This window comes from Hydrogenivirga okinawensis (genome assembly GCF_055385515.1).
On the sequence record NZ_AP042386.1, the window covers coordinates 17,019 to 40,864 of the forward strand.

22 protein-coding genes are annotated in these 23,846 nt (G+C 49.2%); 16 read left to right on the forward strand and 6 right to left on the reverse strand.

Annotation, left to right across the window (positions count from 1 at the left end; all coding sequences use genetic code 11):
• Positions 1 to 9 precede the first annotated feature (9 nt).
• Together ACZ483_RS00115 and ACZ483_RS00120 are read left to right on the forward strand one after the other, a co-directional pair.
• On the forward strand, positions 10 to 1,272 hold the full coding sequence (locus tag ACZ483_RS00115; RefSeq protein ID WP_464324145.1) for an OmpP1/FadL family transporter: 1,263 nt from the start codon (positions 10 to 12) through the stop codon (positions 1,270 to 1,272).
• 9 nt (positions 1,273 to 1,281) lie between these two features.
• Complete coding sequence (locus tag ACZ483_RS00120; protein ID WP_464324146.1) at positions 1,282 to 2,844, forward strand: fatty acid--CoA ligase; 1,563 nt, start codon at positions 1,282 to 1,284, stop codon at positions 2,842 to 2,844.
• Here ACZ483_RS00120 and ACZ483_RS00125 read toward each other — a convergent pair.
• Both ACZ483_RS00125 and mnmH read right to left on the reverse strand, forming a co-directional pair.
• A complete protein-coding gene (locus ACZ483_RS00125) occupies positions 2,831 to 3,172 on the reverse strand; it encodes a hypothetical protein (protein ID WP_464324147.1) in 342 nt (113 codons plus the stop codon). The two genes, ACZ483_RS00120 and ACZ483_RS00125, sit on opposite strands and share 14 nt — an antisense overlap.
• Positions 3,132 to 4,196, reverse strand: a complete 1,065-nt coding sequence (mnmH, locus tag ACZ483_RS00130) for a tRNA 2-selenouridine(34) synthase MnmH (protein WP_464324148.1) — start codon at positions 4,194 to 4,196, stop codon at positions 3,132 to 3,134. The genes ACZ483_RS00125 and mnmH overlap by 41 nt, the downstream gene beginning before the upstream one ends.
• A 146-nt stretch (positions 4,197 to 4,342) precedes the next feature.
• On the opposite strand from mnmH, the gene ACZ483_RS00135 reads away from it, so the two are divergent.
• From ACZ483_RS00135 to ACZ483_RS00145, 3 genes are read left to right on the forward strand one after another with little or no spacing between them, the layout of a single operon-like run.
• Positions 4,343 to 6,868, forward strand: coding sequence for a putative bifunctional diguanylate cyclase/phosphodiesterase (locus ACZ483_RS00135; protein ID WP_464324149.1), 2,526 nt, complete (start codon positions 4,343 to 4,345; stop codon positions 6,866 to 6,868).
• A gap of 9 nt (positions 6,869 to 6,877) precedes the next feature.
• The gene (gene lipA, locus ACZ483_RS00140; RefSeq protein ID WP_464324150.1) at positions 6,878 to 7,717 is read left to right on the forward strand and encodes a lipoyl synthase; all 840 of its coding nucleotides are present in this window, start codon (positions 6,878 to 6,880) and stop codon (positions 7,715 to 7,717) included.
• 3 nt (positions 7,718 to 7,720) lie between these two features.
• On the forward strand, positions 7,721 to 8,275 hold the full coding sequence (locus tag ACZ483_RS00145) for a hypothetical protein (RefSeq protein WP_464324151.1): 555 nt from the start codon (positions 7,721 to 7,723) through the stop codon (positions 8,273 to 8,275).
• Here ACZ483_RS00145 and carB read toward each other — a convergent pair.
• Entirely contained in the window at positions 8,264 to 9,877 is a 1,614-nt protein-coding gene (gene carB / locus ACZ483_RS00150) for a carbamoyl-phosphate synthase large subunit (protein WP_464324152.1), read from the reverse strand. The two genes, ACZ483_RS00145 and carB, sit on opposite strands and share 12 nt — an antisense overlap.
• Before the next feature lie 25 nt (positions 9,878 to 9,902).
• Between carB and ACZ483_RS00155 the strand changes: the two genes are divergently transcribed.
• Genes ACZ483_RS00155 through ACZ483_RS00165 form a run of 3 tightly spaced genes read left to right on the forward strand, consistent with a single transcriptional unit; the run spans position 9,903 to position 12,367 of the window.
• Complete coding sequence (locus ACZ483_RS00155) at positions 9,903 to 10,550, forward strand: ComF family protein (RefSeq protein ID WP_464324153.1); 648 nt, start codon at positions 9,903 to 9,905, stop codon at positions 10,548 to 10,550.
• A gap of 21 nt (positions 10,551 to 10,571) precedes the next feature.
• Positions 10,572 to 10,712 (forward strand): hypothetical protein, encoded by a 141-nt coding sequence (locus ACZ483_RS00160; protein WP_464324154.1) that lies wholly within the window; start codon positions 10,572 to 10,574, stop codon positions 10,710 to 10,712.
• Entirely contained in the window at positions 10,712 to 12,367 is a 1,656-nt protein-coding gene (locus tag ACZ483_RS00165) for an ABC1 kinase family protein (RefSeq protein WP_464324155.1), read from the forward strand. Before ACZ483_RS00160 ends, ACZ483_RS00165 begins: the two co-directional genes overlap by 1 nt.
• On the opposite strand, the gene murC is transcribed toward ACZ483_RS00165, so the two are convergent.
• Positions 12,351 to 13,721 (reverse strand): UDP-N-acetylmuramate--L-alanine ligase, encoded by a 1,371-nt coding sequence (murC, locus tag ACZ483_RS00170; protein ID WP_464324156.1) that lies wholly within the window; start codon positions 13,719 to 13,721, stop codon positions 12,351 to 12,353. The genes ACZ483_RS00165 and murC overlap by 17 nt on opposite strands.
• Positions 13,722 to 13,769: 48 nt before the next feature.
• Between murC and ACZ483_RS00175 the strand changes: the two genes are divergently transcribed.
• The 4 genes from ACZ483_RS00175 to ACZ483_RS00190 are packed head-to-tail and all read left to right on the forward strand — an operon-like array spanning position 13,770 to position 19,270.
• On the forward strand, positions 13,770 to 15,668 hold the full coding sequence (locus ACZ483_RS00175) for a TonB-dependent receptor plug domain-containing protein (RefSeq protein ID WP_464324157.1): 1,899 nt from the start codon (positions 13,770 to 13,772) through the stop codon (positions 15,666 to 15,668).
• Positions 15,668 to 16,153: a hypothetical protein gene (locus ACZ483_RS00180; protein WP_464324158.1), complete on the forward strand. Its 486-nt coding sequence runs from the start codon at positions 15,668 to 15,670 to the stop codon at positions 16,151 to 16,153. The genes ACZ483_RS00175 and ACZ483_RS00180 overlap by 1 nt, the downstream gene beginning before the upstream one ends.
• A complete protein-coding gene (locus ACZ483_RS00185) occupies positions 16,150 to 18,024 on the forward strand; it encodes an EAL domain-containing protein (RefSeq protein ID WP_464324159.1) in 1,875 nt (624 codons plus the stop codon). Before ACZ483_RS00180 ends, ACZ483_RS00185 begins: the two co-directional genes overlap by 4 nt.
• A 22-nt stretch (positions 18,025 to 18,046) precedes the next feature.
• Entirely contained in the window at positions 18,047 to 19,270 is a 1,224-nt protein-coding gene (locus ACZ483_RS00190) for a cation:proton antiporter (RefSeq protein WP_464324160.1), read from the forward strand.
• Here the strand turns inward: ACZ483_RS00190 and ACZ483_RS00195 are convergent.
• Positions 19,260 to 20,597, reverse strand: coding sequence for an ArsB/NhaD family transporter (locus ACZ483_RS00195; RefSeq protein ID WP_464324161.1), 1,338 nt, complete (start codon positions 20,595 to 20,597; stop codon positions 19,260 to 19,262). The two genes, ACZ483_RS00190 and ACZ483_RS00195, sit on opposite strands and share 11 nt — an antisense overlap.
• 56 nt (positions 20,598 to 20,653) lie before the next feature.
• On the opposite strand from ACZ483_RS00195, the gene ACZ483_RS00200 reads away from it, so the two are divergent.
• The 4 genes from ACZ483_RS00200 to accB are packed head-to-tail and all read left to right on the forward strand — an operon-like array spanning position 20,654 to position 23,080.
• Positions 20,654 to 21,040: a hypothetical protein gene (locus ACZ483_RS00200; protein WP_464324162.1), complete on the forward strand. Its 387-nt coding sequence runs from the start codon at positions 20,654 to 20,656 to the stop codon at positions 21,038 to 21,040.
• A complete protein-coding gene (queA, locus tag ACZ483_RS00205; RefSeq protein ID WP_464324163.1) occupies positions 21,037 to 22,041 on the forward strand; it encodes a tRNA preQ1(34) S-adenosylmethionine ribosyltransferase-isomerase QueA in 1,005 nt (334 codons plus the stop codon). Before ACZ483_RS00200 ends, queA begins: the two co-directional genes overlap by 4 nt.
• A 14-nt stretch (positions 22,042 to 22,055) precedes the next feature.
• Positions 22,056 to 22,625, forward strand: coding sequence for an elongation factor P (efp, locus tag ACZ483_RS00210; protein WP_464324164.1), 570 nt, complete (start codon positions 22,056 to 22,058; stop codon positions 22,623 to 22,625).
• Positions 22,625 to 23,080 (forward strand): acetyl-CoA carboxylase biotin carboxyl carrier protein, encoded by a 456-nt coding sequence (gene accB / locus ACZ483_RS00215; protein ID WP_464324165.1) that lies wholly within the window; start codon positions 22,625 to 22,627, stop codon positions 23,078 to 23,080. The genes efp and accB overlap by 1 nt, the downstream gene beginning before the upstream one ends.
• Here accB and ccsA read toward each other — a convergent pair.
• Positions 23,077 to 23,844, reverse strand: coding sequence for a cytochrome c biogenesis protein CcsA (ccsA, locus tag ACZ483_RS00220; protein ID WP_464324166.1), 768 nt, complete (start codon positions 23,842 to 23,844; stop codon positions 23,077 to 23,079). The two genes, accB and ccsA, sit on opposite strands and share 4 nt — an antisense overlap.
• Positions 23,845 to 23,846 lie beyond the last annotated feature (2 nt).

Consider the following 23,846-nt stretch of genomic DNA (forward strand, 5'->3'; position numbering starts at 1 on the left):
AGGTGAGTTATGAAGAAGATAACCCTTGGGGGACTGAGCCTTTCTCTCGTAGCGGGAGCCGTTTTTGCAGGTGGTTACAAGATACCGGAGCAGTCGATCCGCTCTACGGGAACCTCGGGAGCCTACTTTTCATCAGCGAACGCACCCGATGCCGCTTACTTCAACCCTGCAAACATGTCCTTTATGAAGGACGGCTGGGGCTTGGAAGTGGGTATGAGATACATAGTGCTCCCGAGTATAAAGTTTGAAGGGAGAGCTTTCAACCCCGTACCTCCTCCCGGATCGGTAGTTCAGGCTGACGCTTCCTCAGAGAGGGACGAGTTCTTTGTTCCCTACTTCCACTACGTCAGCCCAAAGGTAGGGAACCTAAGGTTCGGTTTATCCTTCGTGACACCCGCTGGACTCTCGAAGAGGTGGGAGAACAACCTTCAGCAGGCTTACGCCAAGAACTTTCTTTTGGAAGTTTACGAAGTGGATCTATCAGCCTCTTACCTGATCACTGACAGCATATCGATAGGAGGGGGTCTCCGAGGCATTTACTCGAGAGGTGAGGTTGAGTACGCCCATCCGTCTGGAGCTTACAGCGTTTCCATGGACGGTGACACAAACATAAAGCCCGGCTTCTTTATCTCCGCTTCTGTAAAGCCGACAAAGGAGTTGACGATATCTACTCTATACAGATCTAAGGTAGATCTTAAGATAAAAGGAGATGCGAGTGGTTACTTTGCTACTGGTTCTGGATCACCACCACCTATGTACTTTTTCTCTACTTCCGGAAATGTAAAAATACCCCTCCCCGCCGAGTGGAGGCTCGGAGCTTCCTACAGATGGAACAGAACTACCTTTGAATTCACCTACGAGAGAACCTTCTGGTCCGATTATGAGAAGCTCGACTTTAACTTCGGTGACCCTGTGGTTGAAACTAACTTTGGCAACTCAAAGCCCAAGGACTGGAAGGATACCAACACCTACCGCTTTGCTGTCCTCCACGAGTTCAATGACAAGATAACTGGCATGGCCGGGATAGCCTACGACGAAACTCCTGTACCCGAAAGGACGCTTGGCTTTGAGCTTCCCGACTCCGATGGGTGGATACTCTCCGCCGGAGGGATCTACAAACCCGAACCGAAGGTGGAGATAGGCGTCGCTTACCTGCTCTTCTTAAAGAAAGACAGAACCGTTGACGATCCAAACAACATATACGGGATAAACGGTAAGTTCAAGGACATCTCCGCTCACATGCTCACTCTTTCCGTGGGTTACTCTTTCTGAGGTGAAGCCATGTCCTACAGGTTCAGGAACTTCTACGAGGTTATAGAGGAGAACACGAGGCGCTTTCCCAAGAATCCAATAATCTTCGAGGAGAAGCTGAAGATTCGCTGGAGAGATCTGAAGCATTACGTAGATTCCTTCGCAAGGTACTTAGAACTCGTGGGAGTGAGGAAAGGGGACAACGTAGCCCTTCTCATGTCCAATTCCAAGGAGTTCGTTATAGCCTTCCTCGCTATAGGGAAGCTGGGAGCCGTTCCGGTTCCTCTAAACACCTTTCTGAAGAGAACGGAGCTCGAGTACATACTCGCCGACTGTGAGGCGAAGCTCGTTATAACTCAGGGAAAGTTCGCGGAGCTCCTCGACGGGATCGAGAGGGAAACGGGGGTTGAGAAGTTCATATGGTCCGAAGATCCTCCGAGGCTCGACGAGCATAACCTGAGCTTTGAGGAGGGACTGACTATCGAAGACTATGAGCACATAACACCTCAGGCGGATCTTGAGGATCTCGCTGTTATGCTCTACACCTCTGGAACGACGGGTAAGCCCAAGGGAGTTATGCTCACCTACAGGAACATCTTCTCTAACATAGAGAACATCGTCAGGGTTTTTGATATAAAGCCCAAGGACAGGTTCATCGTCTATCTTCCCATGTTCCACGCCTTTACCCTTACTGCCACAGTTTTGCTCCCCCTATACACCGCAAGCCCGATAGTAATAGTGAAGTCAATAATGCCCTTCTCCAACGTGATGAAGCAGACTCTTCTGAAGAGGGTTACCGTATTCATGGGTGTTCCCGAGGTCTTCAACGCTCTATCAAAGGCGAAGCTCCCGTGGTACTTCATGTGGTTTAACAGGATAAGGTACTTCGTCTCCGGAGGAGCTCCCCTGCCCTTGGACACCTTGGAGAGAATGAAGAAGAAGTTCAAGAGGGCGGTCCTCTTGGAAGGGTACGGACTGAGCGAGTGCTCCCCTGTCGTTTCGGTAAACCTCCCGGATAAACAGAAGCCCCTCTCTGTAGGACCCCCTCTGCCTGACTACGAGGTCAAGATCGTGAACGATGAGCTTGTGGAGCTACCAACGGGAGAGGTTGGGGAGATAATTGTCAAAGGGGACTGTGTGATGAAGGGCTACTACAAGAATCCCTATGAGACGGAGAACACGATAATAAACGGTTGGCTCAGGACGGGAGACCTCGGTTATGTGGACGAGGAGGGCTTTATCTACATAGTGGACAGGAAGAAGGATCTCATAATTTGCAAGGGGATGAATATCTACCCGCGGGAGGTGGAAGAGGTCCTCATGTCCCACCCCAAGGTTGAGCTCTGTGCCGTGGTTGGAAAAAAGGACTCCCACCATGGGGAGATCCCTGTAGCCTTCATAAAGCTGGCAGAGAACGAAGAGCTTACGGAATCTGAGCTTAGGAACTTCCTCAAAGAGAAGCTCGCCAATTACAAGATACCGAGGCAGTTCATCTTCGTGGAAGATCTTCCAAAGAACGCCACGGGTAAGGTTCTGAAGAGGGTTCTAAAGGAAAAACTCAACAAGGGGGAGTTCGAGCTCAGAGGCGGATGACCTCGGAAGCCCTCTTGATCTCCTTCGAAAATCCTTCCTCCGGTCTCTCTACCGCTATCCTGTATGCCGTTGTCTTAGGGTAGAGGTCGGCAGCTTCGAGAAACTCTCTCGCCTGCTCCTCCTGTCCTAAGGCTAAGTTTATAAGTCCTAACAGGACGTATCTCTCCCAAGAGTCCGGAGCTATCAGAAGCCACTTGGTAGCCTCCAAGTACTTGAACTCGGTTATATACCTCATCCCCAGCCCGAGGGGATCCTTTCTATCCTTAAGATCGGACTTCCTCAGCCTTCTATTCCCTTCGAAGAGGAGAATTCTGAACCTTACCCTCATCTCTAAGCTGCAGATAAAACCTCTCCAACTGCTGAACACACTCCTCAAGATCGTCGCAGTTAATTTTAAAGATCGGTTCCCCGAACTGCCTATACTTCCTGTCGTAATACTCCTCTATCAGGAACCTGACTATCTCCCTGTAATCCTTCTCCTCAAACTTTTCCACCACGTAGGCGAACCTCTGAGGTCCCAAGTACTTCCTTATCCTCTCCACAGCCCTCTTCGCCTCCTCTTCCCAGCCCTCTGTCCCGGTGTAGTCCTCTAAGATGTTCTCTATCCTCCTCTCGAGGCTCGCCGTCAGCTCCACGTATACGCCTTCCTCCTTCCTTTTCCAGAAGGAATCGGGAATGTGGACGTTCCCTATCCACCTGCTCTCGTCCTCTATAAATACGGGTCCCTCCCCTATCCTTCTCAGTTCTTCGTAAAGCAGGGAGTCAAACATCTTCTGGGAGACCCTCTCCCTTATCCCCACGCTCCCGAAGACCGAACCCCTGTCCTTCGCGAGACCTTCGAGATCTATCACGGGAAGACCTCTATCTTTAAGAGTTTTAAGAACTTTCGTTTTCCCAACCCCAGTTTTTCCTGTCAGGACTATAAAGTCCACGTTCTCGAGGATCCTCTCCATGTCTCTCAAAATGAACTGCCTGTAAGCCCTGTAGCCTCCTTTGAGCCTCAAAAGGTCGAGACCCTTCTCCGACATAGCCCTGCACATACCCTGACTCCTCATCCCTCCCCTCCAGCAGTAAACGATAACGTTTTCGTACCTATCCTTCAGCTCCCTGAACTTTTTGTAGAACTCCTCTACCTTCCTCCTTGCTATCTCTTCACCGACCTCCTTAGCCCTTTCTACCCCCTGATTCCTGTATATGTAACCTATAAGCTTCTTATCCTCGTTCTCAAAGAGGGGAACGTTTACCGCACCGGGAATATGGAACTCCTCGAACTCTTGAGGACTCCTTATATCTACCAGAACCTTCTTTTCATAGAAATAAATCTCCTCGGGTTCTATATCCCTGTAGCCCATGGGACTTAATTTTAAACCTACAGGTGTACTTTGCAACGTAATGGGATAAAGCGCTGGTCTATCGACCGACGGTTAGTGTTAAATCCAATCATGGTAATCATCAGGTTAGTATAAACTTATTTGTGGAAATGTCCTTAGGGAGATCTTTGAGATTTCAGGTCTTCCTGATAATCTTGGGAACTTTCCTCCTTATGCTTATACTCATACACACAACGCTCTACATCGCTTTGAGGAGTTCAACTGAGTTCATGGCAAATAGAACGGCGGAGGGACTTTCGAGGCAGGTCTTTTCCTCCATGTATCAGGTCATGAAGAGAGGGTGGAACAGGGCGGATCTGATGGAGTTTCTAAGATCCCTCGAAGTCTCCTATGCGGAAACCCCTTTATCGGTGAATATCTATCGAGGAGATAAGGTAAAGAAGCTCTTTGGGGATGTTCCAGAGCCGGTAAAGAGCAAACTCGTGGTTGAAGCTTTCAGTACCAAGAAGGGATCCTCAGAGCTGAAGGATCAGACCCACGTCAGTGTGTTTCCTGTAATAGCTCGCAAGGAGTGTTTGAGATGTCACGTAAACGCTACGGAGGGTGATGTCCTCGGAGTTATAGAAAGCAAGATAGATCTATCTCCATTCTATTCCAATATAAACAGAACAATGCTCTCGGTAGCTTTCTTCCTGTTTCCTTTAAACTTCTTGATAGCCCTCGTTATTTCTTCCCTCGTGCTCGGTAGCCTCGGAAAGTTGAGAAGGAGCATAGAGGAGAACGTGGATAGGATGCGCAGTATAGAGGATCTTAGGAGCATATCGAATTTGTCTAAACCACCTTACACCGAGTTTGAGGAGTTGTACAGCTCTCTGAGTAAGCTCGCTGAGAGGATCAGAGATATAGCCATAGACAGAGAGGTGCTCGACTTAGAGTCCAAGTTGCTGGAGAGGTTCATAATTACTTCCCAGCTTGTAAATGACTGGAAGGAGTACATAAAGACCCTCGTCGTGGATATTAACGAGGTTGTGAGCGTGAACGTTGTCTTTTCTATATTCATCGAGGACGGATTCGTGGACGTTGAGGTCTTCTGGCTCAAGGAACCTTACAGGGAGCAGAGGGAGGTTTTCGAAAGGAGTCTCGAAAGGGAGATCCTGAGCAGGCTTCCTGTATCGGTAGTAGGAAGTAGGACTGTATCGGTAAATCACAACTTTGCCCTTGTAGGCGAGCACTTCGACGGCGTAGATCCCGATAAGTTCAGACTGAGGACAAAGACCCTCATCCTCGACAGACCTCATCTGGGAGGGATAGTAGGCGTTGGTATAGAGTCCGAGCTGATGGAGGACCCTTACAGGCGCTCGGTCTTAGACAGCGTCCTTGCAACCCTTGTAAACGTGATAGGTTCTGCGAAGGCTATAAGTTCCTACGTCAGCGAGATAGAGTTCTATGCCATGAGAGATCCCCTCACCTTCCTTTACAATCAGCGTACCTTCTGGGAACTCCTGAACTACGAGTTGGAACGTGCCGACAGGTTTGGTAGGAACCTTTCACTCCTGATGCTCGATCTCGATAACTTCAAGGTAATAAACGACACTTACGGACACGCCTTTGGAGACAAGATACTTAGGGAGGTAGCAAGAATCGTATCGGAGAAGAAGAGGAAGGCGGACGTAGCGGCAAGGTATGGGGGAGATGAGTTCGCAATAATAGCCATAGGAGCGGACGTTAGTCACGCGGTGGCACTTGCCAGAAGGATGAAGGAAGCGATAGAGGGACTGTCTATTCCTGCGAGCGAGGAGGACACCATCACACCGCAGGTATCTATAGGGATAGCTACTTACCCTGAGCACGCTTCCACTCCGAGGGACCTCTTCATTCTCGCCGACAGCATGCTTAGAAAGGCGAAGGAGGAAGGTAGGAGCAGGATAAGAACCCCTACTCTTGAGGATCTGCAGGTTTCAAGGGTTGAACTTACGAAAAAGAGCATCCTCGTACTCGATTCCATCAACAAGAGACTGATAACTCCCTTCTTCCAGCCGATCGTAGAGCTCAGTTCGGGAAAGACCTTTGCAAACGAAGTCCTCATGAGAATAGGGGAGAGGAACATCCCTGCGAGCGAGTTTGTGGAAACAGCTGAGAACCTGGGAGTGATTGTGAGAATGGACTTAATTCTCTATGAGAAGGCATTGAACAGGCTTGTAGAGGAAGGTTACGACAGGTTTATATTTATGAACTTATCTTCAAGGGCTCTCCTTTCAGAAGACTTCCTAAGAAATATAATTCGAATAATAGACACTTCTGGCTTCGACTCCACAAAGGTAGTATTTGAGCTTACTGAAAGGGAGAGTGTAAGAAATATAGAGTTGGTGGAAAAGTTTCTCAGAGAGCTTAAGGAGGTGGGGACAAAGTTCGCTATAGACGACTTCGGCTCTGGTTACTCCTCTTTCCACTACCTTAAGAAGATTCCTGTTGATTTTGTGAAGATAGAGGGGGAGTTTGTAAAGGGCGCTCTCTCGGACTGGAGGGACAGAACTTTTATCCAATCGATAGTTACGCTCGCACGTGGTATGAACATAAAAGCTGTAGCGGAGTTTATTGAGAATAAGGAGATCGTAGAAGTTCTCAAGGATATAGGCGTTGATTTTGGTCAGGGATTCTACTTCGGAAAGCCTTCCCCGGATCCCTGGATTTAAAATTTTAGCATGCACTTCAAGCCCGTCCTTAGGTTGTCGGAGGTTCACAGGGTAAAGAGGGTACTCAGGAAAGCAAGGCTGAACACCGTCTGCGAGGAGTCGAGGTGTCCCAACATATCGGAGTGCTTCGGTAGCGGAACGGCGACCTTCATGATCCTCGGCGATCGCTGCACGAGGGGGTGCACCTTCTGCAATGTCAGCAGGAAACATCCTAAACCGGTAGATCCCGATGAACCCTACAGACTCCTCTCCGCGGTGAAAGCTCTCGATCTCCGATACGTCGTCATAACCTCCATAACGAGGGATGACCTTCCCGACGGGGGAGCCTCCCAGTTCGCGAGGTGCATAAAGGTGCTTAAGGAGAACCTGCCCGGCATAAGGGTGGAGATTCTGGTCCCCGATTTCAGAGGCAGTAGGGAAGCTTTAGAGGTAGCTCTCAGGGAAAACCCGGACGTTCTTAATCACAACGTCGAAACGGTTCCAAGGCTGTATCCAAGGGTAAGGATAGGCTCGAAGTATGAAAGAAGTCTTGAGGTCCTCAGGATGAGCAAAGAGATAGCCCCCCAGATACCGACCAAGTCCGCCCTGATCCTTGGCTTCGGGGAGACTTTCGAGGAGATCGTCAATGTTATGAAGGATCTCAGATCCGTAGGATGCGACTTCCTTACCGTAGGTCAGTACTACGCCCCGTCTCTGAAGCACCATCCGGTTGTAAAGTATTACTCTCCTGAGGAGTTCAGGAGGATAGAAGAGGTCGCCTACTCCCTGGGTTTTAAGTTCGTTGCCTGCGGTCCTAACGTGAGGAGCTCTTACAGAGCTTTCGAGGGTTGGCTTCGTGCTAAAATCTGAAGCATGAGGGGGATAATCTTAGGTCTTCTTTTAGCTTCCTTCGTCTGGAGTGCGGAGATTGGTCTCAGGGTGGGATGGGCAACCCTGTCGGGTAAAGGGGAGGACTTCGACTTTGACTATATATCTTCCCTGTACGCCAACCTGAACATCGTTTCGACGCCGGCTTTCGACGCAGGTCCTCAGATAAACCTCGCCTATGCCAAGAGAACCTTCTTCTCCACATACTGCTACGACCTTTTAACTGAGTGTAGCTACGACTTTACCTACACCTCCTTTGAACTGAACGGATACGGGAAGCTCAAGATGGGGATGGTGAGATTTTACGGGGGTGGGGGAATTTCCCTGAACAAACTCGCCGTCGATGTTAAGGACAGGCTCACGGGAGAAGTTATCTACACCCCTGCGAGCGAGACCTACGGAGGCTATCAGGCTTTTGTTGGTGTTGAATTCCTCTTCGGAAACATCGGTGTGGGGGGAGAGCTCAAGTACAAGAAGATAAACTCCGACGACTTCGATACTCTTAAGGCGGCCTCCCTCTTTGCCTTCCTATCCTTTTGATACATCCTGAAGGGGGTAGACCTTTAGACTCCTCCCCTCTTCCTTCAATCTCCTGTAACTCTCGATAGCCTTCAGGATAGCGTACCCTCCCCTTACGGTGGTTGTGTAGGGTATTCCGTACTGGACCGCAGCCCTCCTTATGAAGTAGGCGTCGCTTATCTCCCTTTTCCCCGAAGGGGTATTTATAACAAGATGTATCTCTCCGTTCTTCATCAGGTCCACCACGTGGGGTCTTCCCTCTGAGAGCTTCAGAACGAGTCCAGCCTCTACACCTCTATACTTTAAAAACCTGTAGGTTCCTGTCGTGGCGAGTACCCTGAATCCGAGGTTCAAAAATCCCCTCGCGAGATCCACGACCTTCTCCTTATCTCTGTCCGCCACGCTTATGAAGACGGTTCCGCTCTCCGGTAGCCTGTTCCCGGCAGCAAGCTGAGCCTTGTAAAAGGCTATCCCGAAGTCCTCGTCTATCCCCATAACCTCTCCGGTGCTCTTCATCTCTGGTCCGAGGAGTGGATCTACTTCGGGAAACCTGCTCCAGGGAAAGACCACCTCCTTGACGGTGTAAAGCCTCCTGTCCTTCGGAACGAAGTCGGAGGCGACGTGGGTTTCCCCTTTCTCTATCAGTTCGAAAACCTTCGGGACGAGGTCTCTCAGCTTCCTTCCCAGGGCTACCTTAGCTGCTATCTTCGCAAGGGGATAGCCTATAGTTTTGCTCACGAAGGGAACTGTCCTTGAAGCCCTCGGGTTTACCTCAAGAACGTAAACCTCTCCCTCGGATACGGCGAACTGGATGTTTATAAGCCCCCTTACCTCCAAGGCTCTTGCCAGCATCCTCGATTGATCTTTAACCTTCTCAACAATTCCCTCCTCTAAGGTATAGGGAGGTATGGAGGCGGCACTGTCTCCCGAGTGAACCCCAGCCTCCTCTATGTGCTCCATCACCGCCCCTATGAGAACCTCCTCTCCATCGGCCACCGCGTCCACATCTAACTCAACGCTGTCCTGTAAGTACTTGTCTATGAGTATGGGTCTCTCGTAGCTCACGCTGACCGCTTCTTCAAGGTATTCGAGAAGATCTCTCTCGTCGTAGACTATCTTCATCGCTCTCCCGCCGAGGACGTAGGAGGGCCTCACGAGGACCGGATAACCTATCCTTTCCGCCACCTCCAGAGCCTCCTCCCTGCTCTTTGCCGTTCCGCTCTCGGGTTGCCTCAGCCCCAGCTCTATTATCAGCTTCCTGAAGAGATCCCTGTCCTCTGCCCTGTCGATACTCTCGGGAGAGGTTCCGAGTATCCTTACCCCCTCTTCCATGAGGGGAAGGGCGAGCTTCAAGGGTGTTTGACCGCCAAACTGGAGGATTACCCCGTCTGGCTTCTCCCTATCGATTATCGCAAGGACGTGTTCAAGGACTATGGGTTCGAAGTAGAGTCTGTCTGCGGTGTCGTAGTCTGTCGATACCGTCTCGGGGTTGCAGTTTACCATTATCGCCTCGTATCCCTCCTCCTGAGCGGCGAGGACTGCATGAACACAGGCGTAATCGAACTCTATCCCTTGACCTATCCTGTTGGGACCGCTCCCTAAGATCAGAACTTTACCCTTCATCAGGTAGCTATTTTAAACTGAAAGGGTGATCGGCAGGATCTTGGAGCTTCTAAACCTTACATCTAAGGTCTGCAAAAACTGCGGGAAGGAGTTCGAGCCACAGGAACAGGGCTACCTCTGTTGGGATTGCGTAGGGGAGATAAAGCCCCATCATCCCATCGATTATAAAGAACTCGAGTTTGTTAGTTCCTACAAGGTCTTTTCCCTCTACGAAGGTTCCCTCGCCGAGTGCATAAGGCTGATAAAGTTCGGCAGTGTGGAGCCCCTCGCACGTATCCTCGGTGATAGGATATCGGAGGATCTTAAAAGTTTTATCTACGAGGTAAATCCTGACCTGATCACGACCGTCCCTCTCCATCCACTTCGCCTATGGAACAGGGGCTTCGACCACAACGGGGAAATACTCAAAGGTGCCGGAGTCGATTTTGAGGAGATCCTTGTCAGAGTCAGGTACGCCAAGCCTCTGGCTTCCTACGGGAAAGAGAGGAGATCGAAGGTTCTGGAAGGAGCTTACAGGGTCAGAAGAAAATATATGGACGAGATCGAAGGGAAAAGAATCTTCGTCTTCGACGACATTCTGACCACCGGGACAACGTGCCGAAATATCGCCGAACTGCTCCTGAGCCTTGGTGCGGACAAGGTCTTCTTTTACTTCGTGGCTAAAGAGGGATAAATTATTCTCTGGAGGTAAAAGATGGGTTTGATGGACAGGGACTATTACAGGGAGAAGCCGAGGGGATCAAAGAGGGGACCGCTTGACTGGATAAAGGATAATCCTCTGGTTGCAGGGGTGATCGTCCTCCTGCTGATACTACTCATCCTATACCTGATCTGATGATAGGACCTAAGAATGTAAAGAGGAAAGCCCAGATAGCCAAGGTTCTTGCAAAGCACGGCTTCGGTTTTCTCGTTGAAAAGATAGGGCTCGGTAGGTTCGTTCCCTTCCATTGGGGAATACTCGGACATCCGAAGAGGAAGGAGAGGTATTCCGCCCCAGAACACCTTAGGATGGCTTTCGAAGAGCTCGGACCAACCTTCATAAAGCTCGGTCAGATACTCAGCACAAGACCTGATCTCCTTCCCGAAGAGTACCTCGAAGAGCTCTCCAAACTTCAGGACAGGATACCTCCCTGCCCCACAGAGAAGATAGTCCGGGTGATAGAGGAGGAACTCAAGAGACCTCTCGGGGAAGTGTTCTCGGAGTTCGATCCCGAACCCTTGGCTTCTGCTTCCATAGGTCAGGTTCACAGGGCAACTCTGAGGGACGGGAGCAGGGTTGTGGTCAAGGTTCAGAAGCCTGGGGTGGAGGAGCAGATAAGGAGGGATCTTGAGATAATAGAGGAGCTTGTTAGATCCCTATCGGAGCACTGGGAGTTAGCCCAGAGGTGGGATCTTGAAGGTCTTTACGAGGAGTTCGCCTACACTTTGAGGAACGAGCTGGACTACGAAAGGGAGGGAAGGAACGCCGAGACTTTCAGGAGGAACTTCCTTAACGACGAGAGTATCTATATACCGAAAGTTTACTGGGAGCACACCACCCAGAGGGTTTTAGTTCTCGAAGAACTTCGGGGAGTCAAGTTCACGGAGCCGGAAAGGATAAGAAGCATGGGATACGATCCGAAGGAGCTCGCCAAAAAGGGAGCCTTCATATACATGAATATGTTCTTCCGGGACGGCTTCTTCCACGGAGATCCCCATCCCGGCAACTTCTTCGTCTTAAAGGACGGAAGGATAGGTATGGTCGATTTCGGTATGGTGGGAGTTCTCGACGATATAGCGAGAATCAACTTACTCCAGCTCCTCTACGGTCTCACTAAGAACGATATGGTTCTGGTAATGGATGCGCTTTACGACTTGGGAATAAGAGGGGATGTGAAGAGGGAGAATATGCTCAGGAAGGAGCTCGAGGTTCTCTTCTCCTACTACCTTATGAAGCCGATCGGTGAGATGAGACTCTCCCATATCGTGAACGAGATATTCAGGCTCACCTACAGGTACAGGATAAACCTTCCTTCCGATCTCTTCCTTTTACTTAAAACCATAGGTATGGGGGAGGGTCTTCTGATGAGGCTCGACCCCGAGTTCAGGATGATAAACGCGGTGAGACCTTACGTTACGAGGAGCAGGAGGATGTTCCTGTCACCCAAGTTCCTCTCTAAGCAAGCGGAGAGGAATCTCACCCTACTCTCCAAGATGTTCCTCCAGTCACCGGAGAAGGTGAAGAGGCTCGGCTCAATGCTGGAGAGTGGGAAGATAGGTTTCTCCATCAAGTACGAGGGTGAGAAGAGGATAGTGAGCGACCTGAGAAGGGACATAAACAGGCTCAGTATAAGCATACTTACTCTCGCCTTCATAGTCTCCATGGCTCTCGTCATCTCTGCTTACAAGCCCGAGTTCTTCAAACTCGAGTACTTCCTGTGGCTCATGGGAACCGTGGTCTTACTCTTCTTCGGAGGGCTGATGTTTAAGATATTCAGGGAGGGAGCTTAACAGAACTTTTCAGGAACTCCTCACACCACTTCGATATACTTCCCGCCCCCATGAACAGGAGAACATCTTCCTCTTTCAGGACCTCCCTCAGTTTATCGAACAGTACCTCCTTGTCGGGAACGTAGATCGCTCCCGATCTATGGGCGAGATCTTCAGCCCTAACACCGTAAACGTTCTCCTCACTTGCTGGGAATATGTCGGTAAGGATACAGAGGTCTGCCTCCCTTAGTACCTCGATAAACTCTTCGAAAAGGAGATGTGTTCTCGAGTAACGATGAGGCTGGAAGACGAGGACCAGCCTTCTCTCCAGATGCATCTCCCTTACTGCGCTCATGACCGCTCTGAGCTCCGTCGGGTGGTGCCCGTAATCGTCGTAAACGGGAATCTCACCCACAAAACCCTTTAGCTCCATTCTCCTCTCGGCATTTTTGAAGTTCTCAAGGGCTTCCCTTATGTTTTCTACATCAACACCCAGCTCCAAACAAACGGCTATAGCGGCGAGAGCGTTGTAAACGTTGTGCTTCCCCGGAATTCCCAGTCTTATCCTTCCCCTATCCTCACCCCACGCTGTTAGCTCGAAGCTATAACCACCCTTCTCTACACTCAGATCCTTCCCCCTGACGTCCGCCTCCTCGCCAAGACCAAACAGTATAATCCTCTTAGTAGAATTTCCGACCGCCCTCCTAACGTTGGGATCGTCGGCATTAGCAACACAGAAGCCGTAGAAGGGCACGGACCCAGCAAACCTTGAGAATGCCTCCACAACCTTCTCTAAATCTCCGTAGTAGTCCATGTGCTCCTTATCTATGTTTGTTATGACCGCAACGGCCGGAGAGAGCTTCAAGAAGGATCCGTCGCTTTCGTCCGCCTCTGAAACGAGAAGGTCTCCCTTTCCCAGCTTAGCGTTGGATCCGAGCCTTTGTAGTATTCCCCCTATTATCACCGTGGGATCGTATCCGGCGTCCTCGAGTATATGGGCTATCATCGATGTGGTCGTGGTCTTCCCGTGGGAACCGCTCACTGCGATGCCTTCTTTGAGCTTAAAGAGTTCGGCAAGCATCTCTCCTCGCGGTATCACTGGTATGCCCAGCTCTTTAGCCCTGACTATCTCCGGGTTATCCTCCCTTACCGCCGAAGAGTAGACAACGACCTGAACATCCTCGTCGATATTTTCAGGTGAATGACCCACAAACACCTTAGCCCCTCTCTCCTTGAGTAGCACAGTATTCCTGTTTTCCTTTACGTCCGACCCCGACACCTCGTAGCCCATCTCCAGAAGTATACGGGCTATACCGCTCATACCTATCCCGCCGATCCCCACAAAGTGAAACCTTTTAACCTTTTCCCGGAGCATCCGAAGATAAATTGTATATTCAAAATATTCAAAAGATGAGGAAGGAGTATGGGAAGGAGGTTTCTCCTATGGACATTAACATTTCTCAGCCTGTCTTTCTCTCAGGGGATAGAGGAACTCCTCAAAAAGTACGAGGAGGCTTCTGAACTATACAAGAGGACCAGAAGGGAAAGCCTCGGACACGTGATAGTGTTCACGAGAGAAGACCTCAAGAGGATGCAGGCTTACAGGCTTTCGGATGTCCTAAAATCCCTCAGGCTCTTTACCTTTGGAAACAACAGGTTCGGCGTAGCAACCTTAAACGAGTACGGAGGAGTGTCCCCCATACCGAGGCACGTCAGACTGTACATAAACGACCACGAGGTGTCGTCCCTAAATACGGGCTCTCCCTTTCTCGTCTGGGAGAACTTCCCTCTGGACGTGGTCGATCACATCGAGATATATCATGGAATCGGAGCGATAGAGCTCGGTAACGATCCGGCTACCGTAATCATCAAGATATATACTAAGGAGCCTAAGAAAGAGAACGCGAGGTACGTAAGGGGATCGGTATCCTCGAGAAGAGGATACGACGGCGTGATATACTCGGCGGAGGAGCTAAGCCCGGACTTCTCCTACATATTCCTCTTTATGGATGGGGCGGACAATAGAAAGAACTACACCGTGAACGGGCAGAAGCTCCTGAGGGATGCCTTCTACAACTATGCCTTTCTCGGGCTCTACTTCAAAAGGACAAAGCTCGAACTCGGTTACGGCTCTCTAAGGAGGGATCCCTTCGTTGGCTTCGCCGTGGATGGAGTTGCGGAGACCGGATGGACGAGGGCTGAGGATATCTACATATCTCTAACCGCCTTCCCCTTCGAAGACAGATCGATAAAGTTTGTGCTGTCTCTCGATAACCACAGAAGAAAACACTACGAGAGTAGTTCCACGGGTCTCTACATACCGGTCTTTGCCGATCCTGATCCCTTGAAGAACCCAAAGGACTTTTACGAGAAAGCTTTTTTCAACAAGGTTGATATCTATCTCTCCAAAGAGTTCAGAGGCAAAAACAACAAGCTGCTTACTGCGGTTTCCTACAAACTTTACAACTCGGACATAGATTCCAGATACTACACGAGGCTCAACGGTGATAGGGTGCAGGTTAACGGGACCGTTCCCTTCGATCGACAGGAGATATACTCTCTCATAATCGAGGATCAGTTCTCCCTGAATCCGAGGAATCTTATAATAGGAGGTATCAAGGCGGACAAGTATCTCAGAAACGGAGGCTTTAGGGACTTCAACGAGCTTATAGCGAGGATAGGCTACATATCGGCTCCCACGGACAACCTTCTCATCAAAGGATTTGTTGCGAGAAGTTATATCCCCCCTTACTTCTACGACGTTGAGATATCGGGAAGGGATCTGGATCCGATAGAGATACCCTTCTCTTTCACAACCGAAGCGGTGGTCTCTATGGGAAGCACTCAGCTCAACGTGGGTGCTGGATACATAAGGGTGGAAAAAGCCATAGTGCCCGACAACACAGGCAGACTCACCAACTCTCGGGATGGTTATGAGATAAAGCCTTTATTCCTCGACCTGAGCTACACCTTCGACAGAACAAAGCTCAGTGCAGGGTACAGTACGGTGCTGGATCCCCACAGTAAAGCATCACCGCTTCGGGGAGGTTACCTCAGGGTGCTAAGTTCCTTCTGGAGGTTAGACACCTTTGCTGAGCTCGTTTACAGAAGCTCCTTTAATTTTCAAGGTAAGAAGATAGAAGAGGGGTACGACCTGAGCGCTGGAGCGAGCTACAGGATCACCAACGGCTTCTCGATTCACTTGAAGGGTGAGAACCTGCTGAATAAAGCTACGGAGATACCTTACACTACCGGTTCGGGAGTGATCAGTTTTCCCGTAAGAGAGAGGACGATTTACCTGGGAGCGAGTTGGGTGTTCTGATGAGGGTGCTGGTTTTCTTCTTTCTTGCTGTATCTCTGAGCTTTTCTATAGGGCTGTTTGAGAGGAACGAAGATCCTGCAAAACTCGAAATACAGATAATTGAAAAGATACTAACCGACATGATGGGTAGGGAGGATGTCAGGGTGGTTCTGCTCGGAAGGGGAAGCGAAGGGGCTGAAGAGAAAATATACAAGTATTCTAAGAGGTTGATAATCGTCCGGAATTGCGCTGAGGCAGACGTGCTCCTTCTCACGGGAGCGGTGGAACTCGAGGGTGAGTGCAGGGTGAAGCCTGCCTTTTCCCTCGATCGTAAATCGCTCAAAAACTTAGACAATTGCGTGGGAGCCTTTTACTGGAAGAAGGGCAGACCCAACATAATATTTTTACGGGAAAGGCTTATAAGGCTAAAGATCAATCTTCCCTCTGAGTACAACAGGTTCATAGAATCGTTCAGGGGAATTCTCTCAGGGGGAGGAAGGGCGTGAGGAGAGGAAGAGGATTTAACCTCACCCTCCTGATACTCCTAATACTCGTATCCTTTTCTGCCCTGATCTACGAAGCATCGAACCGTGTGGAGAAACACGTTCAGCGCAGAATAGTTTCCGACATGGTCTCAGTGGTGGGACATACGGTAGACAACTTGGCTGAGGAAATACTTAAGGAGGTTGGAGATCAAGATATCGTACTTACACTCTTCCACGACGAGAATTTGAGAAGGAAAGTAGAAAAGGTGCTCTCCCTGCTGATAACATCCGAAATAAAGTACGTTTATATGGTCTACAGAGACGAGGAAGGGAAGTTTAGATTTATCGCCGATGGATCGAAAGAGGACAGAGCAGAACCGGGTGAAAAGTTAGACGTTTTCGAAATAGATAAGTGGAACGAGGCGGTCGATAAAGGTGAGACCGTGATAATAATCCAGCAAAACCTCTACACGATAGGGGCAACCTACATCAAACCGGTAGAGCAGAGGGGTGTTGTTAGAGCCCTCATAGTCGCCGATTTTTCCATAAACAGAATAAGAGAAATTCAGGGAACCCTCGGAATGATCAGAAATATCTCCACAGCCACATCGGTGGCCTCTCTCATCTTTATAACCTTAGCCCTCTATCAATATCTCAGGAAGAGAAGGCTTGAGAGGATCCTCTTTACCGACCAACTTACCGGTCTATATAACAGGTTTTATCTGGACGCCCACCAGCTTAACCTGAATCTTGAAGAGAACTACCTTGCCCTTATAGACGCTGATGACTTCAGGAAGATAAACACTACCTACGGTGAAGAAGTCGGGGACAAGGTAATAAAGGAGCTTGCCAGATTACTTAAGGATAGGCTTCCCAAAGGCTCCCTGCTCGTGAGATACTCTGGTGAAGAGTTCCTTGCCCTCGTCCCCAAAGATACGTTTAAAGGTAAGCCGGAGGTGATAGGCTTCTTCGAAAATCTAAGGGAGGAGATAAAGCGAACCATAATTGCGGTGAACGGGAACGACGTAAGGGTGACCTTCTCGGTCGGTTTAAATCTCTCTACCGAAAAGAACCGTTCGCTCGGTGAGGCTATAAGCGGGGCGGACAGAGCTCTGTACAGGGCTAAGAGGGAGGGAAAGGACAGGGTGGAGGCTTACGACGAGGGTGTCGAAGAGCTCAGACATAGGCTCTCGGTGGACGAGGTGAGATCCGCTCTGGACTTCGGCAGGGTCGTTTGCCACTATCAGCCGGTGGTAGATATAGAAACTGGAAGGGTATCCCATTACGAAGCCTTGGCTCGCATAGTGGGACAAGACGGAGAAATCATCACCCCAGCGTACTTTCTGGAGGATATAAAGGACACCTTCCTTTACACACGCTTTACCAAGGAGATCATAAAGCTGAACGCTCACCTTCTTGAGAAGAGGAGGGATCTGAGGATAAGCATAAACCTCTTGCCCACCGACCTTTTGGATCAGGACATATACGATACTCTGCGATCCCTTAACGAGGATGCGAGGAGAAGGATGTTTCTGGAAATAACGGAGGTGGAAGGCATACCATCCTTCGAAAGGCTGAAGAGGGCTATGATCCCCCTTAGAGAACTCGGTTTCAGAATATGCATAGACGATTTCGGTTCGGGATACTCGAACCTTATAAACCTGACCCAGCTTAAAATCGATTACCTCAAGATCGACGGGAGCATAATAAGGGACATACACAGAAACGAAATAGCCTATTTGTTGACTAAAAAAGTGACGGAGTTTTGCAGAGCCGTAAACATAGATGTTATAGCTGAGTACGTGGAGAGCGATGAGATAGTAGAAAAGCTGAAGGAGGCCGGGATAAGATACGGACAGGGCTTTTATTTCGGCAAACCAAAGGATATTTAGTTCTGTTAAAATAGGGCGCATCATGGCAGCGGTGGGGGGAACAGAGGGAACGGTAGCTGTTGACGTTCATACACTATTCCTCCACATAGCCATAATCCTCCTTGCAGGTAAACTTTTCGGTACACTCTTCAAACGCTTTGGTATGCCTCCCGTTCTCGGAGAAGTTCTCGCAGGCGTGGTTATCGGTCAAAGTATCTTGGGTCTAATACCCATGAGTGAAGCGATAAAAGTCCTTGCGGAGCTTGGAGTCATTCTTCTTCTCTTCGAGGTGGGTCTCGAAGCCGACATACATATGCTCGTAAGGGTTGGTTTGGCTTCAGCCCTGGTAGCTCTCCTCGGTGCCGCCCTTCCCTTTGCGGGAGGCTTTATCCTTTCCTACTACGTCTTTGATATGACCCTCCTGAGCTCTCTATTCATAGGGGGTGCTCTCACTGCTACGAGCATCGGTATAACTGTCAAGGTTCTTTCGGACTTAGGTAAAAGCAAAGCAAAGTTCGCCCAGATAGTCCTCGGAGCTGCGGTCCTCGACGATATCTTAGGGGTTGTTATACTCGCAGCTCTCTACGAGTTCTCAAAGAGCGGTCAGGTAAACTGGAACGCAACGGCGGGACTTATCACCGACATAGCCATATTCTTTATAGTTGCCCCCTTTATCGCGAGGTTCGCTGCTAAGCTAATACACTACATAGTTCACAGGCTTCAAGATTACGACGTAATACCGCCTTTAATTCTATCCCTTGTTCTGTTTACCGGCTACGGTGCCTACAGGGTCGGTTCTCCGGAGATACTCGGTGCCTTCACCGCAGGTTTAGCTCTTTCGCGAAGGTTTGTTGTTCCCTTCGCCGCTTTTCTGAAGTTAGAGGAGAGGGTTCTCCACAGCGTTGAGGAAAATATAAGGCCCCTCGTATGGGTCGTTTCTCCCATCTTCTTTGTCACCGTAGGGCTTGCTCTGAACTTCAAGGCGATAGACTTCAGCTCTGCTCAGTTCTGGCTTCTTTCTCTATCCCTAATAGCCGTTGCCATTCTGGGAAAGGTGGTTTCTGGACTTCTGATACCGCTCAGCTTCAGGGACAGGCTCAACATAGGGCTATCCATGATGCCCCGTGGCGAAGTGGGTCTTATATTCGCCGAGTTCGGGAGGAGTTTCGGGGCTATAGACGAGGTGGGTTACGCCGTTGTTGTTTTTGTGGTCGCTATTACGACTCTTTTAGCCCCAATACTTCTAAAACTTAACATCAAAACCTGAATATGTAAAGGCTCAGGAGAGCTACTCCCGTTGAAAGTATTGCAACAGGAGTTCCGTACTTCATGAAGGTCAGGAAAGATATGTGGTAACCCTCCTTCTCAGCTATAGCAGCGGCAACTATGTTTGCAGAAGCCCCAATTATCGTGAAGTTACCTCCGAGACAGGCTCCGAGGGAAAGGGACCACCAGAGGGCGTCGAAGTCTCCCGTTATGTGCTGAGCCATGTTCTTTAGAACGAAAGCCATAGACATAGTGAAAGGTATGTTGTCGACGAAACCGGATATGACCGCCGACGAGGCACCTATTATCCATATACCCTTGCTCACGTCCGTTCCCATAAGACTCATCAGGTAGTTGGCAGCTTCCGTGAAGACACCCGTATGTTCGAGGGACCCCACGACTATAAAGAGACCTACGAAGAAGAGGAGCGTCGTCCACTCGACCTTTTCGAGAACGTAGGCAGGAGAGAGACCGGACCACATCATGAGCAAGGTAGAGGTGAATAGGGCGATTATCCCCGGCTCTATATGGAGAGTGTGTCCGAGGATGAAAAGGACTATTGTCCCTACAAAGGTTATTACACCCTTCTTCATAAGGTCTGGATAGACTTCCTCCGACTGAAGTTCCTCAAACTCCTTCAGATCCGTGGTTTCCCTCCTCGGTCTCATAAGTCCCTTTAACCTAAGGTAGAACAGGTTGACCACTAAACCTACAACGAAACCGACTATTGCGTGAGGAGCTACGTGAATGAGGAAATCGTTGAAACTCTTCTTGGCGATGCTTCCTATGATTATGTTGGGTGGATCTCCTATCAGCGTGGTGGTTCCTCCCGTGTTCGAGGCTAACACGAGGGCTATAACGTAGGGAACGGGAGGAAGATCAAGAACCTTGGCAATCCTGATTATTATCGGCGTCATGAAGAGGACGGTGGTAACGTTGTCTAAGAAGGCGGAAAAGACCGCCGTTAGAATTGTAAAGGTTAAGAGTATTTTAAAGGGATTGGTTCCCGTTACCTTTAGAGCCTTTACGGCGAGCAGGTTAAAGAAACCGCTGTGGGCGAGGACCGTGACTATGTTCATCATACCAAAGAGGAGGAATATGGTGTTGTAGTCTATCGAGGACCATGCGTCGTGGGGAGAGATCACGCCGAGAACCATTATCACTGAGGCTCCGAGGAGAGCCGCTACCGTTCTGTGAAAGTACTTCTCGAGAACTATCATCACGTAAACGAGAATAAATATCCCGAGAGCGAGCTTCTGAAGACCTGTCTGCGATATGTGAATGTGCAAAGCTTTGAGCAGTCCCCCTATCTCGTGGGCTTCTATCATAGCTTTCCTCCGCCGAGTTTGTAGTTTGTATTAAGATTATATCGGAGGGTTTTGGAATGGGTGTAACCGTTATAGGAAGAGAAAAGGAGGAGATAGTGCACCTTACAACCTATGCGAGGGACAACATAAGGGACGTCAAAAAGTTCCTGATCATCTACCTGATTCCTCCGGAAAAAGGTGAAGAAGAGGCGAAGAGGGAGATAGAAGAGAGGGTAAAGGAGGTAAGCGGAGAGATACCTTACGAGATAAGAACCTTCACCGGAAGTCCTGACATGGCGATAGAGACCTTCTTAGCGAAGAGGGAGGACATGAGAATGGTCTTCCTTCACGTAAAGAAGAAGGACATAAAGGAGATCCTTGAAGGCGATGAATATGCCGTTATATTAAAAAAGTTGCAGAAGGGAGTGGTGAAGATACCCATAGTTTTTGTCCCCCATAGATGAGAGTTGAAGAGTTCGATTACGAGCTTCCAGAGGAGCTTATAGCCAAGTATCCGGCGGTCCCACGCCACTCAGCGCGTTTGATGGTTCTTGATAGGAAGATCCGGAAGATAGAGCACGACACCTTCTGGAACCTGCCCAGCTATCTTGAGGAGGGAGACCTTCTGGTTTTCAACAACACAAAGGTAATACCTGCGAGACTCTACGGGAGGAAGCCGACGGGCGGAAGGGTGGAGGTCGTTTTAACGGACTACATCAAACCAGACCTCTGGAAGGCTCTCGTGGGAGGGAAGAAGATAAGGAAAGGTCTCTCAATAGACGTAGCTCCCGATTTCAGGGTAGAGGTGCTCGAACACATAGAGGAGGGTAAGTTTCTCGTTAGACTCCGTGGAGAAGAACCATTAAAGCTAATAGATCGGTACGGGCACATACCTATTCCTCCCTACCTCAAGAGGGAAGAGGAGGAGATAGACAGGAAGTACTATCAGACCATTTTTGCCCGGGAAGAGGGGGCAGTTGCGGCTCCTACAGCATCACTTCACTTCTCAGAAGAGCTTCTTAAAAAACTCGAGGAGAAGGGTATAGAGAGAGCCTTCGTGACCCTTCACGTTTCCTACGGAACCTTCAAGCCCGTTAAGGTAGAGGAGGTGGAAGAGCACTACGTCGAACCTGAGTACGTTAAGGTTCCAGAGGAGACGGTTGAGAAGATAATAAGAACAAAGGAAAGGGGAAGGAGGGTTGTAGCTGTCGGAACGACAGTGGTGAGAGCTTTGGAGACCAATCCATTCAAGTCTTACGAAGGCTGGACGGATCTTTACATCTATCCGGGTTTTGAGTTCAGAGTTGTGGACGCACTGATAACCAACTTCCACCTCCCGAGGTCCTCCCTTCTCTTTCTCGTCTGTGCCTTCGGAGGTAAGGATTTCGTTTTGAAAGCGTACCGCGAAGCGGTCTCTAAGAGATACAGATTTTACAGCTACGGAGACGGTATGCTTATACTTTGATAAAATATCTTCCCATGGCAGAGAAGATAGATATAAACAGGATAACGAGGGACATCTTCATCGAGCACAAGGGAGAACCTTACAGGGTCCTCGATTACGAGCATGTGAAGCCGGGAAAGGGTCAGGCTTTTGTCAGAGTTAAGGCTAAGAACATGCTTACGGGAAACGTGATAGAGATTACTTACAAGTCCTCCGATATGATACCCCTTGCGGACTTTGAGCAAGTCTTTGCCGAGTACTCTTACTCCGACGGAGATAACTACTACTTCATGAACACTCAGACCTATGATATGGTCGCCATACCTAAGGAGAAGATAGAGGAGGAAGCGAAGTTTCTCAAAGAAGGCATGCAGGTGGTTGTCTTCTTCTATCAGGGTCAGCCGGTGGGAATAGAGCTCCCCAAGCACGTTGAACTTAAGGTCGTCGAAACTGAACCGGCCTTCAAGGGAGATACGGCGGCTGGTGGAACGAAGCCAGCAAAGCTCGAAACAGGAGCGGTAATACAGGTACCCTTCTTCGTAAGCGAAGGGGACATAGTTAAAGTAGATACGAGGACTGGATCCTACGTTGAAAGGGTTAAGTGATGGATTTCATAAAAGAACTCATTGAACTCCTTAAGGGTTCGAACATAAAGTCTCTGAGGATAGAGAGTGACGACTTCAAGATAGAGATAGAGACCCACGGACCGGCAACTGTAGAAGAAAAAAGGGAAGAAACTAAGAGACCGAGTCTTGAAGAGTTTAAGCACCAGGAACTTCTCCCTCCCACCGAGGATATAAGCGAAGAGGAGAAGAAGTATCACGTCATAAAGAGTCCCCTCGTGGGAACCTTTTACAGATCTCCCGCTCCGGGGGCTCCTCCCTTCGTTGAGGTGGGAGACATAGTCTCACCGGGTCAGGTTCTTTGCATAATAGAGGCTCTCAAAGTTATGAACGAGATAGAGAGTGATGTAAGAGGAAGGGTGGAGAAGATTTTGGTAGAGAACGGGGAAACCGTCGAATACGGTCAGCCTCTATTCTTGATAGATACAGAGATTTAACCAACTGTGTGCCTGATAAAGGCTATGCTCCCTACTACGACCAGAAATCCTAAAAAGGATAGAAGGGAAAGCTTGGAAGGTCTTAGCCCTCTGACAAGATTCAGGTGTATAACAAGAGCGTAGTATATCCAGATTATCAGTGTCAGTATTAGCTTTGGATCATTTATCCAGTGTCTTCCCAAGTAATCCTTTGCCCATATACTTCCGAATATCAATGTTAAGGTTAGAAATATAAATCCTACATTTAGCAAAATTCTCTCTATCTTTCTTAAAAGGTTCACGGGTACCATGAAACCCTCTATATGCTTGGCTTTTAACTTTCTCTCCACGATGAACTTTATACCCGAAGATATTCCAGCAAGTATTAATGAGGCGTAGGCTATACCGGCGGAGAGGATGTGATATACGTAGAATGGATTTTTATAACCCACTCTATCGGCGGGTAGCCCCACGAGGGTCGTGAGGAAACCTATGAAGGCGACGATCAAGCCGAAGTCAGCAACGTTCTTTTTGAAGATGAGCTCGAGGATTATGAATATCAGTATTAGAAAATTACCTACGAGGGAAACCATTCCGTAGATATCACCCACCGGGAAGTGCCCTGTTGAGGAGTAAACTTTAAAGAAGTGGGCGAGGTAAAGGAGGAAGGCGATAAGTAGGCTCAGTATAGGTAAACTCCTGAGATTCACACCGAAGAAGGTTCTCAGGGCAAATAGGGCACCGCTAAGGAGGTAGAATACAACCGAGGCGAGAAGTAGGGGCATAG

Coding starts and splice junctions, on each gene's coding strand:
- ACZ483_RS00115 (WP_464324145.1), top strand. CDS start 10: ATGAAGAAGATAACCCTTGGGGGACTGAGCCTTTCTCTCGTAGCGGGA.
- ACZ483_RS00120 (WP_464324146.1), top strand. CDS start 1,282: ATGTCCTACAGGTTCAGGAACTTCTACGAGGTTATAGAGGAGAACACG.
- ACZ483_RS00125 (WP_464324147.1), bottom strand. CDS start 3,172: ATGAGGGTAAGGTTCAGAATTCTCCTCTTCGAAGGGAATAGAAGGCTG.
- mnmH (WP_464324148.1), bottom strand. CDS start 4,196: ATGGGCTACAGGGATATAGAACCCGAGGAGATTTATTTCTATGAAAAG.
- lipA (WP_464324150.1), top strand. CDS start 6,878: ATGCACTTCAAGCCCGTCCTTAGGTTGTCGGAGGTTCACAGGGTAAAG.
- ACZ483_RS00145 (WP_464324151.1), top strand. CDS start 7,721: ATGAGGGGGATAATCTTAGGTCTTCTTTTAGCTTCCTTCGTCTGGAGT.
- carB (WP_464324152.1), bottom strand. CDS start 9,877: ATGAAGGGTAAAGTTCTGATCTTAGGGAGCGGTCCCAACAGGATAGGT.
- ACZ483_RS00160 (WP_464324154.1), top strand. CDS start 10,572: ATGGGTTTGATGGACAGGGACTATTACAGGGAGAAGCCGAGGGGATCA.
- ACZ483_RS00165 (WP_464324155.1), top strand. CDS start 10,712: ATGATAGGACCTAAGAATGTAAAGAGGAAAGCCCAGATAGCCAAGGTT.
- murC (WP_464324156.1), bottom strand. CDS start 13,721: ATGCTCCGGGAAAAGGTTAAAAGGTTTCACTTTGTGGGGATCGGCGGG.
- ACZ483_RS00175 (WP_464324157.1), top strand. CDS start 13,770: ATGGGAAGGAGGTTTCTCCTATGGACATTAACATTTCTCAGCCTGTCT.
- ACZ483_RS00180 (WP_464324158.1), top strand. CDS start 15,668: ATGAGGGTGCTGGTTTTCTTCTTTCTTGCTGTATCTCTGAGCTTTTCT.
- ACZ483_RS00190 (WP_464324160.1), top strand. CDS start 18,047: ATGGCAGCGGTGGGGGGAACAGAGGGAACGGTAGCTGTTGACGTTCAT.
- ACZ483_RS00195 (WP_464324161.1), bottom strand. CDS start 20,597: ATGATAGAAGCCCACGAGATAGGGGGACTGCTCAAAGCTTTGCACATT.
- ACZ483_RS00200 (WP_464324162.1), top strand. CDS start 20,654: ATGGGTGTAACCGTTATAGGAAGAGAAAAGGAGGAGATAGTGCACCTT.
- queA (WP_464324163.1), top strand. CDS start 21,037: ATGAGAGTTGAAGAGTTCGATTACGAGCTTCCAGAGGAGCTTATAGCC.
- efp (WP_464324164.1), top strand. CDS start 22,056: ATGGCAGAGAAGATAGATATAAACAGGATAACGAGGGACATCTTCATC.
- accB (WP_464324165.1), top strand. CDS start 22,625: ATGGATTTCATAAAAGAACTCATTGAACTCCTTAAGGGTTCGAACATA.
- ccsA (WP_464324166.1), bottom strand. CDS start 23,844: ATGCCCCTACTTCTCGCCTCGGTTGTATTCTACCTCCTTAGCGGTGCC.